Source organism: Bradyrhizobium diazoefficiens, from assembly GCF_016612535.1.
Classification (GTDB): domain Bacteria; phylum Pseudomonadota; class Alphaproteobacteria; order Rhizobiales; family Xanthobacteraceae; genus Bradyrhizobium; species Bradyrhizobium diazoefficiens_C.
Window position 1 is genome coordinate 505,630 of record NZ_JAENXS010000003.1, and the last position, 15,445, is coordinate 521,074.

Below are 15,445 nucleotides of genomic sequence, written 5' to 3' on the forward strand. Positions count from 1 at the left end.
CGTTGTTTCCTGAGGGTCGATTTGAAAGAACGGGGATGACCATGAAGACGATTTTGCTCGGTGCAGCAGCTCTGCTTGCGCTGGCCGCACCGGCGGCCGCGGCCGACATGCAGCCGCGCACCTACACCAAGGCTCCGGCCTACACACCGCCGCAGGTGATCTATAACTGGACCGGTTTCTACATCGGCGGCCACGTCGGCGGTGCCTTCGCCGGCGACAGCAGCTTCCAGTCGAGCGACGCCCGCTTCCTTGGCGGCGTGCAGGGTGGCTTCGATTACCAGTTCGCGCCCAATTGGGTGGTGGGTGTCGAGGCCCAGTATTCCTGGCTGCCGACCAACAACAACGGTGTCACGTTCCCGCTGGGGACGCAGGTGACATCCAACACCGACCAGCTCGGCTCGGTGACCGGCCGCATCGGTTACACCTGGGGACCGACGCTGCTCTACGCCAAGGGCGGCTACGCCTGGCGCAATGGCGGCCTTGGCGTCAACATCGCCGGCGTGCCACAGGCCTTCACGGCTACCGGCAACAACAAGGACGGTTACACCGTCGGCGCCGGCCTCGAATACATGTTCGCGCCAAACTGGTCGGCCAAGGCCGAGTACCAGTATTACAATTTCGGCAGCACCACGATCACGTCCGGTCCGGCCGACGTCATCGGCGTCCGCGGCCGGGATGACGAGCATACCGTCAAGGTCGGCGTGAACTATCGCTTCGGCTGGGGCGGTCCGGCAGCCTCGCGCTACTGATCCGCCGAGCGCGAGCACGAACCAAGATCTGACAAAGGCCGGCTTCCCGCCGGCCTTTTGTTTGCTTTGTGTGAACCATCTGGCGCGTCATTTGCAAGCAAACAGTCCTGCGCGCGTCTTCTCACGCGTGTCACGGGCATCGGGTAAAGCAAAAATAATTTTTGCGACTTACGGAACTCGCGCTCCGGAAAGCGTTATTGCTTAATTGCCGGGTTGGTGGGACAACGAACATGCGTATCTTGGCGTCGGTTGTGGTGGTCTCGTGCTTCGTCGCCCTGCCGTGCTCTGCCCAAACGATCCTTAAATCCGAGCCTCTGATGTTGGCACCTTATGAGGTCGCATTCGTCAACGACGCCTCCTGTCCGTCCGGCAAGGTGCTGAAGGTCACCGGGGCAATCCGTGGGCTGCACCGCCGCAGAGCCTGCGTGGCGCTCGCTGGTGAGCAGGCCTCGCTGGCGACCGCGACGCCCTGAGGCGTCGGCTCTCGGCCGGATCTCACGAGTTCAACTGAAGCTCCATCCGGGATTCCCGTTCGGCATCCGCTTTGTTCTTGGCGGGGTCTTCGCCTTGGGCGACCCGGCACGATTTGATCTCGTAATCGTTGTCGAGCACCCGCCGCGGACCGTGCCGCTCCTCGTCAGTACCGATGTCCACGACCAGGCCGCTCCGTTGCGCAAGCTGCCAGACGTCGGCTTCGCTCGGATAGGCTTTGCTGATCTGGCTGTCGTTGCAGAACAGGGCGTAGGGCATGCTTCCCGCTCCCACAAACCGCATTAACGGCTTGCCCCGGGGAGGGTTTCCGGCACGGCGGCGTGATCACGGGCCCGTGATCACGGGGGCCGGCCTTGAGTCCTTAACGAGTCCTGAATCCCTAAAAAAAGAATCCCTGGGACTCCTCGGCCGGAATCAGCGGATGTTTTCGGCCATGACGACCGACCTGAAAACCTCCTGCGGGCACATGCTCCTGCCGTTGACGCTGGCACTGTTCAGTGCCTGCGCAGCCAATCTCTGGCTGGTGTGGTCTTGGTTGTAGGCGGGCCGGCCTTATTTCTGGGCCGGCGGAGGCGGGGCGGTATCGCGGATGGCGGCCCGTAGCTTGGTCAGCGTCGCCGCGCAATATTCCTCGCGTTCGCGCTCGAAGCGCTCCTGGTGCTTTCTGAAATTGGCGATGCGAGCCTGCATCTCGCTCCGGAAATCACTGCCCGCCCGTGGCGGGGGGACAGGCAAGGGATGGGGCGGCGGGACGGCCTGCGGCAGCGGATCGGCGTAGGGCGGTTCGAACGCGACGGTCACGGTCCGAACGGAGACGATCTCCGCTGCGAGGACCGGCGCAGCCGCAACGGTATCCGGCTGACGGACCTCGTCCTTCTTGCCGGAGACTGATTGGACGAAGGCCAGTGTCTGCGCGATCAGTGCGTCGCGCTCCCTGATCCACTTCATGATCCACCACCCTGTTGGGACTATTCCAGCAAAGCCGGGGCGCCGAATCAAGAAGGCTGTGCGCAAGGGATTGCATATTTTTCCCGGACGCTCGACAGTGTGGGGCATGGATGCCAAGACGGACCAGTCGGACGAAGCGGAGGGCCTGAGGCTCGTCCGCGCGTTCCTGTTGCTACCGCCCGAGAAGCGGGCGGAGGTGATCGCGTTCGTCGAGGAATTGGTGCGCGCCCAAGGCCGTCCTGATGACGGCCAGGAGATCGCCCCTGCCTGATCGCTAACGCTGGCGCGAATTGACGTGGGGCATCGGCTTCCTCGCTGGTGCTCTCGACCGCGAAGATGCTGGCGACGGACAGCAACCAGTTGAAGGACGAAGTCGGAAAATTCCTCCGGACGGTGCGCGCGGCCTAAGCCGGGCGACGTCCAAGATCCGGCGGCGCTTTACGCCGCCGGCGCGCCGCAGATCCTATTGCGGCAGCAAGAACGCCATCGCAATCGCGAAAAGGAAGACCGTCGCGACGACGGACGCGACCGCTCCGGCGATGATCTTGGCGCTTTCTCGGCTGGTGCGGGGAGGCATGCGGCGCGTATGCTACCTCATGTTGAACTCTGATCCAATCTGTGGTCAGTAGCCGTCCCCGCGCAACGCTTATCCAATTCCAAAGGTCGCCCCATGAACGAGGACGTCAGCCAGGGCTGGGCCGCGTCGGCGCCCGCCTGGATCGTCGAGCAGGGTGAGGAGGGCGACTATGGCCGCCGCTTCGTGCTGGACGCGCCGATGCGGACGCGCGTCGAAGGTCGCGGCTTTCGCAATGCGCTGGATGTCGGCTGCGGCGAGGGCCGCTTTTGCCGCATCATGCAGCGCGCCGGCATCCGAACCACCGGCATCGATCCGACCGAGGCACTGCTCGCACGCGCCCGGGAATTGGACCCGAATGGCGACTATCGGCTCGGCCGGGCCGAGACAATGGATGCCGATGCGTCCTATGATCTGGTCGTCAGTTATCTCAGCCTGATCGATATGCCCGATCTCGCCGTGGCGATCGCGAAGATGGTGGCGGCACTGCGGCCGGGCGGCACGCTGCTGATCGCCAATCTGACCAGCTTCAACACCGCCGGCCAGCCCGACGGCTGGACGTGGGACGGAGAGGGTGGCGCGCGTTTCGCGATCGACCACTACATGGACGAGCGGTCGATCTGGCTGAGCTGGCGCGGCATCCGGATCCAGAACTGGCACCGTCCGCTCAGCACCTATATGACGCTGCTACTTGATCACGGGCTGCTGTTGCGCCTGTTCGTCGAGCCGGAGCCCAAAGGCGGCGCGCCCGAGGCGATCGCCCGCCATCGCCGCGTGCCGTACTTCCACATCATGGAGTGGCAGAAGCCGGCGTGAAGCGGCGCGTCAGGCGGCGAGCCTAGCTTGGAAGAACCGTGTGACCCGATCGATCGCATCCGGTGTCATTGGATCGGTGTCGGAGAAGTCAAAGCCGTGCGCCTTGCCCGGGTAGGGTACGAATTCGGTCTCGGCACCGACCGACTTGCCGAGCGCGACCAGTTGCCGCCCCTCGCTGATCGGCACATTCCTGTCGGCCTCGCCATGCGATGCGATCAGCGGCGGCAGGTGCTTGACCTTGGCAGCCATGGCTTGGGGCATGCCGCCATAGAGCACGGCGAGAGCTGCGATGCGCCTGTCGCGCGCGGCGGCCTCGGCGGCGATGTAGCTGCCCAGCGAGAAGCCGAGCAGGCCGACGCGTCCCGAACTGTCAGATCGGCCGAGCACGGTCGTCACGGTGGCGGCGACCGTATCGGCCCAGCCGTCGAACCGCGTTGTCTCATAGGCCTCGCGGCCCTCATGCGTGGCGGACGTCAACGCAGCCATATCGGCCGGCGTCATGTAGCGGAGCAAATAGGTGTCGATGCCCCGCGCCGTCAGCGCATCGGCGTATCGCTCATAGGCGCGGGCCCTGAGCTCGATGCCGCGGGAGCCGTGCAGGACGATGACTGCAGGACGTTTTCCGTCGGCTGCAGCCGCATAGCGCGACACCGGCAGGCTGTCATGGCCGCTCGTGACGTTGAACTGTTCGCCCGGCGCGCCGTGTGCGACGGCGGGGGACAGCAGTGCGGCGATGGCGGCCAGAGCCGCGCGTCGGCTGATCATCGGGGGGCTCGCTGGAGAGACGTTTCGGACGCGATGTGTGGGGTGTATATTGCGCTTGCGACGGAATCTTGACGCGAGTCCCATCACGCGAGTCCCATCCCGATGATCGCCCATCGTCCCTCCGTGCTCGCCCATGAGCGGTTCGTTGCCGACCGCCAGAATTTTGCCGGCCTCGACCTCGCCGCGCGATTCGAGCGGATCCAGCGGACCAACCTGTGGGGGGCTGCGACCTCGGTCTCGGGTCTCGGCTCGGAAGATCTCGCCACTGTAGGGATCCGCGAGGCGCTGCCCGGCCTGTTGCAGCGGCTTGGCGTGCGTTCGCTGCTTGATGCACCCTGCGGCGATGCGGGCTGGATCGGCAGCATCACGCTCGAGCTCGACTATATCGGCATCGATATCGTGCCGTCGTTGATCGCAGCCAACACCGCGCGTGTGGCACGCGGCGAGGTGCGCGGCCGCTTCCTCGTCGCGGACATCACGCGCGATGTGCTGCCACGTAGCGACGCGATCCTCTGCCGAGACTGCCTCGTGCATCTGAGCTTCCAGAACATCGCGCGTGCCCTTGCTCGCTTTCGCGCGACGGGCGCGCAATTCCTGCTGGTCACGACGTTTCCGGAGTGGGAGGACAATCGCGATTGCGAGGACGGCGACTGGCGCGCGCTCAACATGACGAAGGCGCCGTTCAACTGCCCGTCCCCGCGCGACTTGATCAACGAGCGCTGCGAGGAGGGAGGTGGCGGCTGGCGCGACAAGAGTATCGGGCTCTGGCGGCTCGATGAGTTGCCTGACGGCGGCCTGCAAAATTCACCGGAATGAAACCGCCGGACATCGAAGCAACAGACTCAAGGAGGTGCTCAATGATCGATGCCAGATGCCGTTGCGGCGCCGTCGCACTTTCGCTTCCGGGGCCCATCAAAATGGTCGCGGCCTGTCACTGCATCGACTGCCAGCGGCGCACCGGGGCTCCGTTCGGTGTCGGCGCATTCTACCCGGCAGAAGTCGTCACGATCTCTGGGGCGCCGAAGGAGTACGTCCGTGCAGCCGACAGCGGGGGCAAGGTCCGCTCCTATTTCTGTCCCGAGTGCGGCTCGACGGTTTATTGGAAGGCCGACAACCTGCCGGCGATGATCGGCGTTGCCGTTGGTGCCATCGCGGACCCGAATTTCCCGGCGCCGATCAGATCGGTGTTCGAGCAGTCGAAACATGCGTGGATCGAGATCGAGGTTGCCGGCGTCGAGCACCTTCAACAGGGCAGCATGCGGAAGAGTTCGAGCTGAACGCGCATCAAGCGCTGGTGCCGGCTGAGGGGATTGAACCCCCGACCTTCAGTTTACAAATCCGAGTTGTACATAATTGCTACTTGTAAAACTAATTTCGCTCCCTATAGAATTGGCATATTTCGCTTCGCATTCCTCTTCACCTTCAAAAAAACTGCCCAAACGGTAACTATTCTAACTTCTGGCTGTGGGGGTAGTTTTGAGCGCTGTGATGATCTTGTGCATCAGCGCCTTGCCGCGCGGTGTGATCCTAGCGTGGTGCCGGCGCAAGTCCTGGACGTCACGCTCCTGCGTTACGAGACCGAAGCCCTGCTCGCGTTCACGGTTGCGGTCACCAATATCGAGCAAATGGCGTGTCATGACAGTCGGGGACACCCCGGCATCTTTGGCGTACCCCACAACGCCTTTTCCTTCGTTGGTAGCGACCATCAGAAACGTGTAGACGTACTGCAGGGGCATGGTCGGCCGGATGGCGCGGAAAGGCTCCAGCGCTAACATCAGCGCGCGTGCGTATGCCTTCTCCTCCTCGGTCAGGGTTGGCTTAAACTCCGACATCTTCTTCCTTGTAATTGCAATTTCGCTGAGACCGTTTGCAACAGGATCAGGCGGAATGCAATCGTGCACAACACGCAACTTTCGGTTCCGGGCTGTTCCGAAGCGGCCACGTAGATCGCTCGATACAACTCAAGCGCATATTGATCGCCATTCTCTCGTGAAGGACGAAATGCGCGGGGAGAACGGTGAAAGTCGGGCGACTGGAAAATCCTGATACTCGCGAAACGAGTTACTTGGACATGAAAAAAGCCGCAAAACAAGTTGGAGCAGAAGAATGTCTCCAAGCCTCCTTTACAAACACAACCTCAGAATGAAAATAGATGCGCGGGGTAATTGGCTATTTCGTCTCTTCCTGCGTACATCTAAGTGATTGAAATCATGATGTCTGGTGCCGGCTGAGGGGATTGAACCCCCGACCTTCGGTTTACAAAACCGCTGCTCTACCGCTGAGCTAAGCCGGCAATGTCCTACATAATCAAGTACTTATCAGAGGGAGAATAATTCCCTAGGCACTTGGCAGGCACATCCAGTAGGACGATTAAACCACAGAGTCGATCTAAACAAAACCGCCCGACATCTGCCGGGCGGCTCTACTCAATTGAGCTGGTACACAAAGCGTGTCAACTCGATTGTATTCCGCACTCCGAGCTTCCTGAGAACCTGGAATCTGTAATCTTCGACCGTCCTCGGGGAGATCTCCATCTTACGTGCAATCTCCTTGTTGGTGAGGCCGTGGACCAGGCAACCTGTGACCTCGAGCTGTCTGCGGCTCAGTAGTGAGCGGTTCGGGAAGGCGGGTAACGTCTGCATCTCTACCTCCTCTCGCGGTTGTGGGCGCGCGACGTGTCGTGCGTCCAGGTCGGAAGAGGAGGGCCTGACGTCATTGTACCGCGGTGCTATAAGGGTCGCATTTCAGAAATGTTCATTGGAGGGTTACATGAAGCCTGTTCTTGTCATCCTTATGCTCGCACTGAGTGCGGGAGCCGTGTATGCAGCCGGCCCTGGCACTTGCACCCAACAGAACCGGATATGCCTGAAATTTTGTAAGGATAGCGGTCGAGGCGAAACCTGTACGAGCGATTGTCTTGGCCGTCAGTCAACCTGCTTACAGACGGGAACATATACCTGGCTTAACCGCCCTACAGCCATGAATCTGCAGAAGCGATAGGCGGTGGAATGAAGAAAGTCTTTTCTGGATACCTAAGCGCAGCACAGCGAGAAGCTTTGTTCGCCTCATTACTCTCGTCCATGACCGGTCTTGCGGTGGCGATCTTGACTGAGTCTCGACAAAAACCGGTGATCATAGCAGCTGGGATATTTGTTGCTCTTTCGCTATTCCTATTGCGTCTCCGTTTCCGAGTTGTGTATGGGGCTATTGAAGTTGTGTTTGGCTTGTACGTCTTGTGGGACGCAGCCGGCAAAGGTCGAGGAAGTTTTAGCTCCGGTTTCAGCTCAGGGTTCGATACCTTCCAGATATCAGTTGTTCTGATACAGACCTTTGGCGCAATTTACATCCTCATTCGCGGCTTAGATAATCTTCTACAAGGGCTTCCTGCGAACACCAGGGAGAGATTCGAAACTCGCGTGAAGGAGTGGCAGATTTGAAGTGCTTCTCGGGGGGACTAACGTAAAAAATCGCTTCTGCGCGTGGAACGAACACGCGCCCAGGATTGTTGGCTCTCTTTCGCAAAATCAAGGAGGCCAAGATGGCCGACGAGGACAAAGAGCCTAAAGAGAAAGAAGTAACGACCGAGCAGGCAGGCTTGCTCGACACGTTAACGGGAAACTCGGACGACACGGGCGCCAAGCTCGATGATACTGGCAGGCCGGTCAAAGTCATCAAAGAAAAAGAGTGAAAACGAAAAAGGGCGCCCTGATCGGCGCCCTCTTTCGTTTGCGGACAATATAACATTGCGCGACGTTATGGCGTCTGCGGAGGCCGCTTCGTCTCATTCAATTCCTTGCGGCTGATGCCGTTTTTGATGCGCTTCACCTTCACATTCACCGTACCAAGCGCCACGTCACAATCATCGAAGGCGATGTCTATAGCTCCCCGCGCGTCTTTCGGGATAACTTCGAACGGCTGTAGACCAAATTTCTCACCCCAGGTACGTGCCCAATCGATACCGCTTCCAGACCAGAGAATGATGGTGTGGCCTTGCGCCTGAAACCAGCGAAGCACGGTAATGGTATCGTAGTTCGGTGTGTCGTTTCCGAAGCCCGACACAACGCTCGGTATAAGGATGGTGTCGTCAATATCGAATGCTACTCTCATACCCGTTGCTCGAGGTTCATACAACGGCTCGGGCGTACTTATAAAAGTTGTAGCCGGTCCCGTCGCTATACTTCGACACTTTGAGGATTTTGCCGAGTTTCTCTCGGGCGTCGAAGTAGGCATCATCATCGCGGCAACAGGAGCATCCTCCGGCCGCTACTAGCTGCGATACCAGCTGCCGCAGCTCTTCTCGTTCTTTTCTTTCCATAGATTTAACAACAGTTACACCAACGGTAGTTACAGACGCATCGCGGACAATTCTCTTTCCAGTGATGCTTTGGAAGAGGAAGCGGGTTTTCATCGATTCCGTATTTTCTACGGTGATCGGCGCGTAACTTATCCAAGTATGGATTGTTCATACATTAGTGGTCTTGCTTCTGATCTTGTAATCCTTCAGCTAACTTCGCAGTGTCTTCGGCCGCCGCAATCGCCGTTTCAGCCCCTGTCTTCTTGGCTTCCTCGATGATGCGCACCATGCGGACTAGCTTCGGCAGGTCGGTCGCGCTGAAGTCCTGGACCGTGTACTTTCCGTTCGTCTGTTGTGTGAAGTTCATACCGCGAATACCTCGTCCATCGAGGCGCCTGAATCGAATAATGCGACCTTTCGCTTGGCATCCGCGATGTAGTCGAGCTTCGTCTCTGGTCTCACGCCGTCCGGCCATCCTATAACCGTGTAGACGTAGTCGTTGCCGCGCTTATCTTCTTTGAAGCGGTAGCCCTCGTGTTCCAAGTCATCGATGCGTGCTGCCAATCGCGTTATTGCCGGGATCTGGCGTAGACACTGGTTGCGCGAGATCGATCCGTCGCGAGCGAGCTTGCGGCGCACCCGTTCGTTCTGACTGAGTTCGTGTTTCATTGTGTTTTTGTTGGTTTGATTTCTTTGTAGAAGATCGCGCTCCATGGATAACCGCGACGTTCCGCATCATCACAGCGAGAAATCAAGGCGTATAAATCTTTGGTCGGGATTTTCGTGAGCATGTACCCGAACCGCTTGTGCGTGATCGGCTTGTATCCTGCTTTGATGCGAGCAACATTCAACCGAATTAAGATTTTGTCGAATAGCTCGCCGCGCTCTGTAACGCGCTTTGGTGTTTTGACAGGTGCCTGAATGAGCTTTCCGATGGGCTTCATACACGGAGGATGCCGGTCTCCACATTGTAATCGATGAAGTTGTCTGGGCCGCCGTGAGGGAAGACCGTATCGCGCCAATATTTGAACCGTTCCGGGTCTAAGGCTTCGGATGGCGGAGCGTAATTCTCGTTCATCCAATCGAGGACGCGCTCGACGAATGGGGTCAGAACAGCGCGCCCTTTAGTGCTTTTTGGTACGGTGTGGATCTTACCCCCGATGTCGATCATCTCGCCATTGAACTCTTCCTTGAGCCATTCGCGGATTCTTCGTCGATCCTCGCTGCTGTGGTGGTCCATGCCTTGCTGATAAAAGGCGATGAGAGGGACGATAGCCCCCTCGAAGTACCGCCGGAGCCGCCCGCTTTCGGGAAGCTCCGGGGTGATCTTCAAGCGAACGCCTGGATTCTCTTTCAGAAATTCTATGAACTTCTGCTTCTCGAACCTATTGAAGTGCAATGTGCCTTGAGGCGTGCCGCGGCATTCGAATTCCATACTCAGGCGGCTTTCCGGAACGTGTCCGTAGCCTTATTCCACTCGTAAAGATCTTTGGCTGCGAGGAACGCATTGAAGTCGCGATCCATATTGCGTCCGGGTATATCTTCGTTTTCCTCGAGAAATTTCGCCTCGAAAACCTGATATGGCTGCACATCGATCGGTGCTTGGCCCTTGCGCTGCCGGTTTGCGTTCTTCTTGGCCATGCGCTCGAGGTATTCTGCCTCGGTTTCCTTTGCGACGCGGATGATCCAGCGCCCATGGTACTTCTTGCCGCTCTCCTCCTCGTCAGCCCGTACGTATGCCGCCGTTTGCAGATTGTAGGTGTTGTAGATGCCATTCGAAGTTTTAATGTCCACCAGGCAGAGCTGGTCATTCACTCTTGCTTCGATGTCGAGTTTCCCGATGTAGTCGTGTTTTTTCGAGTACACCACGCGCTCGGATGAGATGAACTCAACATGGTGAGCGTCGACCCACTCCAGGAATGCTGTGACGCCGATCTGCGCTTCCCTTGTTTCGGGCATTGTAGGCGTATTGCCGAGGACATATTGCTCGATCCAGCCGTGCACCTCATCGCCGATTGCAGCCGCTTCCTGCTTTCGTTCTTCGTGAAGTGAACATCCTTGGAAAATGTGCTCGGGTGTAACCTCTCCATTGATGGAAAGGAGAAAGTCGCGGTAGAGCTCGGTAGCCCAAATAATGAGCGCACGGCTCTTGTCCACTATGCCGATGTACGTCGTTACACCGGTCTTGGACTTGCCATTCACGTAGTAGCGGTGACTGTCGGGATAGAATTTGCCCTTAACTTTCCCCTTGTAGAGCGAGAATTCGATTGCTTCGCTCATACTACTTCTTCAAGGGCTTCGCCTCTTTTTGATGCTTGCGACACAGGGGCTTGCCGTACATTTTCTTCGAATAATCGAACTCCTGCTCCGTGAGCTCTTCGCCGCAGCCTGATTTCGTGAGTCCGTGGCAGACATGTTCCACTACCTGCTCGGCAGATTTGTCGGATTTTCCCTCCGGTTGTGCGGCAGCGGCTGTTTCGCCGGCACGCGTCATTTCCTCTGATGCGGTCGGTTCGTATCCTGCGAGCTTCATAACCCAACCGATGACGTTGCGGTACGCTTTACCGATGGCGCGCGTCTGTGCCATGGAAAGGACCGCATATTCGTCGAAAGTCTTCTTCTTGCTCTCCTTATTAGAGCAGATAGCGAATCCGCGGCTGATGATAGCTCCCGTGCGGAGATCGACTACTTCCACGTCGGCTTTCCACTTGGTCTCGTGATCCGTTGATAGATTCTCAACGCCAGTGACGCGCGGGAACATGCCCAGCATGCCGCCGGCAAACTGCCAGCCTTCGACATGGGCGTAGTTCTTCCCCGTGATTGTGGTGTAGAGCCTGTTATCGACGATGTGCTTCTTGAGCACTGTTGCGAGGTCCACCATCTGGCGGGGCTGAGTAAGCTCGTAGCCTCCCTCGCGAATGGTGATTTCTTTAGTCATAATGTTGCTTGATGCTTATTCTCACTTGTTTGCTAATTGATTTTCTAGCTGTGCTTCCTCCTGCCATTCCCGAGACATGGCTACTGAACTTTATCGAGGCCGAACAAGTGGAGTGAATCTTGTCGGCTCGCTTCCTTGGTCATATAACGTGTGATGTGCCCGTTCTGAAGCTCGATGGCGACGAGTTGTCCGTCTTGCCGGACACACACGACTGTTTCGAGTGAGTAGGCCAAACCATTGTTTTGTTCTACCGGCATACGACTTGCTGCGAGTGATGATTGATAACATCGCATTGCATCGGAGTCAGAATTGTCGGGAGTGCAATTGCGAAGAAGAGAAATGCAAACGTGATTGCGATGAAACTGATTATGTAATCGAACATGTGCGAGCGAGCGTCAGGCTTAGCTCGTAGGTCTAAGATGTATGTTTCCATAGTTTAGGTAATTACCCCTTGCTCCGCCGCCGACGCTCACAAGTGAGGACGGCGGAGGGGCAGGAGGTGTGAGCGGTTAATCGTGTCGGGCTAAAGAGTTTTCAAAGAGCTTGGATGGATGGAAGTGAGCAGAGTTGCCTCATCTCCGCTGAATGGCGGCGTCACCAACCACTCCGTATCCATCTGCGTACATTGTAACTCTCATGCGAACGTACGCAAGAAAGTTGTCCACATGCGAACGGTCGGACGACTATTGAGGCATCTTGTCAAGCTTGCCGTGTCGTATCAATGCGAGGTTGCGCATATGATTTCTGATTTGCTTCTTGGTTCTTCCCTTGAAGCGTTTTTTAGCAGAGAGCTTCCCGAGTTCTGAGGCTGGGTTCATATAAAAGGAGAATAGTCGTGAATGGGACAACCTGCTTCTGGAACAAAGCAACCAAATCTCTTGTCAAAACCGCATCCGTTCCCGCAATCGCCTGTAAGTAAAAATCGAAGTCTCCGAAATAGGTCGTTCATGTAGTGAATTCTACCAAACGCTCGCAGATTGTCGATGTGTATAACTCGGTGCCGCTGCGCGGGGCTACAATGCCCCCAAGGATGAACCGAGGCGTGTCATAATATTGGTGGGCAGTTCTCTTTCGCGGCGGGGAAGCTGACGAGCATCCTTGTAGCACGCGGCACGAGGCTCTACGCGTTGAGGCACCCGCCCATGATATGAAAAAGCTATATCTCGGTTTCGAGCGAGTGGTGCAGCGCCCAGGGGCTGATTTTATGCTGCTCGACGACGAGCCCGAACCAATACCGTATGCGCAGGTCTTTGACCCCAATGAACACCATTTCAATCCACTTCAGAACATAGACAAACGAAGGGCACGCGAATTAGCAGCGCTTTTGTATTCACCATTCCCGCAGGGTGAGAACACACTGACCGTGAGAAACGGGCGGCGTCGGCTGGCTGAGGAGCTGGCAACCGCAAAACGGTTAGATGAGGTCCGGGGACCGGAAGAGGTGCGGGAGTTGATGGCCGATATCTTCTTCACGCCGATTATGCGGAAGGTGTTGTGCTCCAACAAAGAGCAATTCTCATTCAACCCAAATTCAGTGATCTTTGCGCGAGTGAACCGAGCGGAGCTCGGGGAGCAGGATGCGTTCGTGCTTGGTGTTTTGTTGATGCACCAGTTTGCCGGACAGATCGTCGTTCCGGACCTCGGCTTTTACGGCCGCGACCTGCATAGAAATCTTATTCGGCAAGATCGGCTTATCGCGGGCTTGGACTATCTCGATGAGGTTCCACCGAAGCTGAAGGCGGCGCTGCTGAGTATCGAGGATAAGGAGTTGCAGGGGGCGTCGACCGTGGATGCGGAACTGATAGCCAAGTTGAACGGCCTGAGGAATGATCCGCATCGGGAAGACAATCCGTACAATCGGTTTATCGATGCAGCAACGTCGGGGTTGGAGCCTGTGTCCGGTAGGCGCGGTGAGGTGTGGTAATCTGAGTGCATATGAAGCACGCCTGCCCAAACAGACAGTGTGAGTCGTACGGTGTGGAAGTGTCGCGTGAGTACTTATGGTGTCTCAAGTGCAAGACAGACCTCGTCACGGACACGTATAACGGACAGGCTCACGGACAGCCGAGGACTATTGTGACGCCGGAGCGATAGCGACGGTGTTCAATAGCCCGCAAGGATGTTCCGTGAGCCTGAGTTGGTTGTTGTCGTAGATACTGTCCGCACATGTCCGTCGTAGGCGCAGCCTCGACTCTTTGTTTCATGGGAGCATGTGTATTCAGTCAGCACAATATCGAAATAGGCACCGAGCCCGAAGGGTTGCGAAGCAACGCCCGATAGGGTTGCGGAGCAACAGCTGTGCTGCGCGAGGTGGGTAGGAAGAGATAGAAGCCAAGCCCCAGCGGGGTACGGTAGTTAAAACAGTAAACCCAGGAAACAAAGAGTCGAGGCTGAGTAAGCCAAGACGGACTGTGCGGAATCGTTGATATTGCTGGCGATTGTAGAGCCAGCAGGGTTGGTAAAGGCCCTCCACAGTAGAGGCGGTTGTCGAAGGGTTAGTTACGGGGCCGAGTAGGCACCTTTCCTGTTGTGCACACCCACCTATTTGACGCATTTGTGCATATGCGTACAATGCAGGGGTAAAGGTCGATAGCCAATTACATCAATGTATGGCGAAAGAGAAAAGGCATTCAGGAATGGTTCGGTACCATGGCTGGATGTCGGGAGCCACAAAGACAAGTTTGCGAAAGCTCGCCGCTGAAGAAAGCGAGAAGCTGAAGCGAAACGTGTCCGTGAATGAATTGATATTATTAGCCGTAAAAGAAACATACGGTATATGAAAAACAAAATTGCGAGTGCGGTCACGATCGCACTCATGTTTGCACCTGGTTTGGTATTAGCAGACGATTGCTCAGTGACGAATAGTTGCCCCGTAGGGAACGGCAACCCGGCGCTCTTGATGGAGCCGTGGGGACTCACGTACCAGGACTCACAAAAGTACCTGATCCCGAGCGGGAGCTCGGTAGTGTTGGCGAATGGTGTCGAGCAGCCATGCCCGTGGTGGTTTCCGCAGGGATGCTTCGATCTTCGCTGGTTCTACAAGAACTAGGCTATCCACACCCCTCACATGTGGGTCTCATGAAGTGCTAAAGTATGTGAATGGGACTTCCGAAGGAGTGGTTGAGATATAAAGATCTCGAACGAGTGAGGAGATACCAGGCAAAGATGTCACCTGAGCAGCGGGAAGCAATGCGAAGGAATCATCGGGAATACTTGAGGGTTGTTCGACAGAATAACAAGCGCAAGTGCATAGAGTTCTATGGTGGTGCGCCCGCGCGATGTGCGTGTTGCGGGGAAGATATTTTCGAGTTCTTGACTATTGACCACATTGATGGAGGTGGCACCCAACATCGTAAGACGATGGGTACAGGACGTATCTACGAGTGGCTGATAAAAAATAACTTCCCTCAAGGATTTCAGGTGCTCTGCTATAATTGCAACTGCACTAGTTGGCGCCTAGGTGGATGCCCACACAAGTTGTCCACAGAGGAGCGTGCCGCTTCATAGTATCCACATGCGATACTTTGCGCATGCAATGGTCAGATGTAAGATGCTTAGTGTGCGTGATGGGCGAAAGCCCCGTTCAGCGTCAAGCTGAAAATCGCGCCTACATAGCATCTGACCATGCAGCTTAAGCCGTCCAGAAATGGGCGGCTTTTGCGTTGTTCTTCGAGGTTGGTTTGGTGCAGTGAAAAGGCCGAAGTATTGCGGCGGTGCAAATCACCACTGGTCATATAATAGGCCGCCCGGAATAACCGCATAATGTCCGGGACGCTGCACCCAGCCAATCTCCGCAGTGACAGGCGAACCTGGGGTAACTGCGTGACCAAAATCATCCCTGGGATGGCATACGTCGGCTCCGTGGGCAC

General features: G+C 57.0%; 22 protein-coding genes and 1 tRNA gene. 9 read left to right on the forward strand and 14 right to left on the reverse strand.

The genetic code is table 11. The annotated features are described in order from the left end of the window. Positions 1-41 precede the first annotated feature (41 nt). Together JJE66_RS33605 and JJE66_RS38775 are read left to right on the forward strand one after the other, a co-directional pair. A complete protein-coding gene (locus JJE66_RS33605; protein ID WP_200520058.1) occupies positions 42-749 on the forward strand; it encodes an outer membrane protein in 708 nt (235 codons plus the stop codon). Between the two features lie 230 nt (positions 750-979). After that, positions 980-1,222 (forward strand): DUF6719 family protein, encoded by a 243-nt coding sequence (locus tag JJE66_RS38775; RefSeq protein ID WP_200520059.1) that lies wholly within the window; start codon positions 980-982, stop codon positions 1,220-1,222. Positions 1,223-1,244: 22 nt separating this feature from the next. Here JJE66_RS38775 and JJE66_RS33615 read toward each other — a convergent pair whose 3' ends face one another. Together JJE66_RS33615 and JJE66_RS33620 are read right to left on the reverse strand one after the other, a co-directional pair. Next, the gene (locus tag JJE66_RS33615; protein ID WP_200520060.1) at positions 1,245-1,499 is read right to left on the reverse strand and encodes a hypothetical protein; all 255 of its coding nucleotides are present in this window, start codon (positions 1,497-1,499) and stop codon (positions 1,245-1,247) included. A gap of 294 nt (positions 1,500-1,793) precedes the next feature. Beyond that, positions 1,794-2,189, reverse strand: coding sequence for a hypothetical protein (locus tag JJE66_RS33620; protein WP_200520061.1), 396 nt, complete (start codon positions 2,187-2,189; stop codon positions 1,794-1,796). Between the two features lie 106 nt (positions 2,190-2,295). On the opposite strand from JJE66_RS33620, the gene JJE66_RS33625 reads away from it, so the two are divergent. Together JJE66_RS33625 and JJE66_RS33630 are read left to right on the forward strand one after the other, a co-directional pair. Then, entirely contained in the window at positions 2,296-2,460 is a 165-nt protein-coding gene (locus tag JJE66_RS33625; protein WP_200520062.1) for a hypothetical protein, read from the forward strand. 399 nt (positions 2,461-2,859) lie between these two features. After that, the gene (locus tag JJE66_RS33630; protein WP_200520063.1) at positions 2,860-3,579 is read left to right on the forward strand and encodes a bifunctional 2-polyprenyl-6-hydroxyphenol methylase/3-demethylubiquinol 3-O-methyltransferase UbiG; all 720 of its coding nucleotides are present in this window, start codon (positions 2,860-2,862) and stop codon (positions 3,577-3,579) included. Between the two features lie 9 nt (positions 3,580-3,588). Here JJE66_RS33630 and JJE66_RS33635 read toward each other — a convergent pair whose 3' ends face one another. Continuing rightward, complete coding sequence (locus JJE66_RS33635) at positions 3,589-4,344, reverse strand: dienelactone hydrolase family protein (protein ID WP_246756751.1); 756 nt, start codon at positions 4,342-4,344, stop codon at positions 3,589-3,591. Between the two features lie 102 nt (positions 4,345-4,446). Here JJE66_RS33635 and JJE66_RS33640 point away from each other — a divergent pair, with 102 nt between their 5' ends. Next, a complete protein-coding gene (locus JJE66_RS33640; RefSeq protein ID WP_200520064.1) occupies positions 4,447-5,160 on the forward strand; it encodes a class I SAM-dependent methyltransferase in 714 nt (237 codons plus the stop codon). Between the two features lie 41 nt (positions 5,161-5,201). Next, entirely contained in the window at positions 5,202-5,621 is a 420-nt protein-coding gene (locus JJE66_RS33645) for a GFA family protein (protein ID WP_200520065.1), read from the forward strand. A 174-nt stretch (positions 5,622-5,795) separates the two neighbouring features. Here JJE66_RS33645 and JJE66_RS33650 read toward each other — a convergent pair whose 3' ends face one another. The 3 genes from JJE66_RS33650 to JJE66_RS39035 all read right to left on the reverse strand — a co-directional run bounded on the left by JJE66_RS33650 (position 5,796) and on the right by JJE66_RS39035 (position 6,986). Continuing rightward, positions 5,796-6,254, reverse strand: a complete 459-nt coding sequence (locus JJE66_RS33650) for a MarR family winged helix-turn-helix transcriptional regulator (protein ID WP_200520066.1) — start codon at positions 6,252-6,254, stop codon at positions 5,796-5,798. 308 nt (positions 6,255-6,562) lie between these two features. Beyond that, positions 6,563-6,637, reverse strand: a tRNA-Thr gene (locus JJE66_RS33655). 133 nt (positions 6,638-6,770) lie between these two features. Continuing rightward, entirely contained in the window at positions 6,771-6,986 is a 216-nt protein-coding gene (locus JJE66_RS39035) for a LuxR C-terminal-related transcriptional regulator (RefSeq protein WP_200520067.1), read from the reverse strand. Positions 6,987-7,352: 366 nt separating this feature from the next. On the opposite strand from JJE66_RS39035, the gene JJE66_RS33665 reads away from it, so the two are divergent. Both JJE66_RS33665 and JJE66_RS33670 read left to right on the forward strand, forming a co-directional pair. Next, a complete protein-coding gene (locus JJE66_RS33665) occupies positions 7,353-7,781 on the forward strand; it encodes a hypothetical protein (protein ID WP_200520068.1) in 429 nt (142 codons plus the stop codon). 101 nt (positions 7,782-7,882) lie between these two features. Beyond that, the gene (locus tag JJE66_RS33670) at positions 7,883-8,032 is read left to right on the forward strand and encodes a hypothetical protein (RefSeq protein WP_200520069.1); all 150 of its coding nucleotides are present in this window, start codon (positions 7,883-7,885) and stop codon (positions 8,030-8,032) included. 65 nt (positions 8,033-8,097) lie between these two features. Here the strand turns inward: JJE66_RS33670 and JJE66_RS33675 are convergent, their stop codons facing one another. The 8 genes from JJE66_RS33675 to JJE66_RS33710 all read right to left on the reverse strand — a co-directional run bounded on the left by JJE66_RS33675 (position 8,098) and on the right by JJE66_RS33710 (position 11,576). Further along, positions 8,098-8,451, reverse strand: coding sequence for a hypothetical protein (locus JJE66_RS33675; protein ID WP_200520070.1), 354 nt, complete (start codon positions 8,449-8,451; stop codon positions 8,098-8,100). 16 nt (positions 8,452-8,467) lie between these two features. After that, on the reverse strand, positions 8,468-8,752 hold the full coding sequence (locus JJE66_RS33680; protein ID WP_200520071.1) for a hypothetical protein: 285 nt from the start codon (positions 8,750-8,752) through the stop codon (positions 8,468-8,470). Between the two features lie 61 nt (positions 8,753-8,813). After that, positions 8,814-9,005, reverse strand: coding sequence for a hypothetical protein (locus JJE66_RS33685; RefSeq protein ID WP_200520072.1), 192 nt, complete (start codon positions 9,003-9,005; stop codon positions 8,814-8,816). Beyond that, complete coding sequence (locus JJE66_RS33690) at positions 9,002-9,307, reverse strand: helix-turn-helix domain-containing protein (protein WP_200520073.1); 306 nt, start codon at positions 9,305-9,307, stop codon at positions 9,002-9,004. Before JJE66_RS33690 ends, JJE66_RS33685 begins: the two co-directional genes overlap by 4 nt. Next, a complete protein-coding gene (locus JJE66_RS33695; protein ID WP_200520074.1) occupies positions 9,304-9,582 on the reverse strand; it encodes a hypothetical protein in 279 nt (92 codons plus the stop codon). Before JJE66_RS33695 ends, JJE66_RS33690 begins: the two co-directional genes overlap by 4 nt. Then, positions 9,579-10,073: a hypothetical protein gene (locus JJE66_RS33700; protein WP_200520075.1), complete on the reverse strand. Its 495-nt coding sequence runs from the start codon at positions 10,071-10,073 to the stop codon at positions 9,579-9,581. The genes JJE66_RS33695 and JJE66_RS33700 overlap by 4 nt, the downstream gene beginning before the upstream one ends. 2 nt (positions 10,074-10,075) lie before the next feature. After that, positions 10,076-10,918, reverse strand: a complete 843-nt coding sequence (locus JJE66_RS33705; RefSeq protein ID WP_200520076.1) for a hypothetical protein — start codon at positions 10,916-10,918, stop codon at positions 10,076-10,078. 1 nt (position 10,919) lies between these two features. Continuing rightward, complete coding sequence (locus JJE66_RS33710; RefSeq protein WP_200520077.1) at positions 10,920-11,576, reverse strand: hypothetical protein; 657 nt, start codon at positions 11,574-11,576, stop codon at positions 10,920-10,922. Between the two features lie 1,204 nt (positions 11,577-12,780). On the opposite strand from JJE66_RS33710, the gene JJE66_RS33715 reads away from it, so the two are divergent. After that, the gene (locus JJE66_RS33715) at positions 12,781-13,500 is read left to right on the forward strand and encodes a hypothetical protein (RefSeq protein WP_200520078.1); all 720 of its coding nucleotides are present in this window, start codon (positions 12,781-12,783) and stop codon (positions 13,498-13,500) included. Positions 13,501-15,445 lie beyond the last annotated feature (1,945 nt).

Bases quoted from the DNA above. Each gene is read 5' to 3' on its own strand.
- JJE66_RS33605 (WP_200520058.1), top strand. From the start codon at position 42: ATGAAGACGATTTTGCTCGGTGCAGCAGCTCTGCTTGCGCTGGCCGCA.
- JJE66_RS38775 (WP_200520059.1), top strand. From the start codon at position 980: ATGCGTATCTTGGCGTCGGTTGTGGTGGTCTCGTGCTTCGTCGCCCTG.
- JJE66_RS33615 (WP_200520060.1), bottom strand. From the start codon at position 1,499: ATGCCCTACGCCCTGTTCTGCAACGACAGCCAGATCAGCAAAGCCTAT.
- JJE66_RS33620 (WP_200520061.1), bottom strand. From the start codon at position 2,189: ATGAAGTGGATCAGGGAGCGCGACGCACTGATCGCGCAGACACTGGCC.
- JJE66_RS33625 (WP_200520062.1), top strand. From the start codon at position 2,296: ATGGATGCCAAGACGGACCAGTCGGACGAAGCGGAGGGCCTGAGGCTC.
- JJE66_RS33630 (WP_200520063.1), top strand. From the start codon at position 2,860: ATGAACGAGGACGTCAGCCAGGGCTGGGCCGCGTCGGCGCCCGCCTGG.
- JJE66_RS33635 (WP_246756751.1), bottom strand. From the start codon at position 4,344: ATGATCAGCCGACGCGCGGCTCTGGCCGCCATCGCCGCACTGCTGTCC.
- JJE66_RS33640 (WP_200520064.1), top strand. From the start codon at position 4,447: ATGATCGCCCATCGTCCCTCCGTGCTCGCCCATGAGCGGTTCGTTGCC.
- JJE66_RS33645 (WP_200520065.1), top strand. From the start codon at position 5,202: ATGATCGATGCCAGATGCCGTTGCGGCGCCGTCGCACTTTCGCTTCCG.
- JJE66_RS39035 (WP_200520067.1), bottom strand. From the start codon at position 6,986: ATGCAGACGTTACCCGCCTTCCCGAACCGCTCACTACTGAGCCGCAGA.
- JJE66_RS33665 (WP_200520068.1), top strand. From the start codon at position 7,353: ATGAAGAAAGTCTTTTCTGGATACCTAAGCGCAGCACAGCGAGAAGCT.
- JJE66_RS33670 (WP_200520069.1), top strand. From the start codon at position 7,883: ATGGCCGACGAGGACAAAGAGCCTAAAGAGAAAGAAGTAACGACCGAG.
- JJE66_RS33675 (WP_200520070.1), bottom strand. From the start codon at position 8,451: ATGAGAGTAGCATTCGATATTGACGACACCATCCTTATACCGAGCGTT.
- JJE66_RS33680 (WP_200520071.1), bottom strand. From the start codon at position 8,752: ATGAAAACCCGCTTCCTCTTCCAAAGCATCACTGGAAAGAGAATTGTC.
- JJE66_RS33685 (WP_200520072.1), bottom strand. From the start codon at position 9,005: ATGAACTTCACACAACAGACGAACGGAAAGTACACGGTCCAGGACTTC.
- JJE66_RS33690 (WP_200520073.1), bottom strand. From the start codon at position 9,307: ATGAAACACGAACTCAGTCAGAACGAACGGGTGCGCCGCAAGCTCGCT.
- JJE66_RS33695 (WP_200520074.1), bottom strand. From the start codon at position 9,582: ATGAAGCCCATCGGAAAGCTCATTCAGGCACCTGTCAAAACACCAAAG.
- JJE66_RS33700 (WP_200520075.1), bottom strand. From the start codon at position 10,073: ATGGAATTCGAATGCCGCGGCACGCCTCAAGGCACATTGCACTTCAAT.
- JJE66_RS33705 (WP_200520076.1), bottom strand. From the start codon at position 10,918: ATGAGCGAAGCAATCGAATTCTCGCTCTACAAGGGGAAAGTTAAGGGC.
- JJE66_RS33710 (WP_200520077.1), bottom strand. From the start codon at position 11,576: ATGACTAAAGAAATCACCATTCGCGAGGGAGGCTACGAGCTTACTCAG.
- JJE66_RS33715 (WP_200520078.1), top strand. From the start codon at position 12,781: ATGCTGCTCGACGACGAGCCCGAACCAATACCGTATGCGCAGGTCTTT.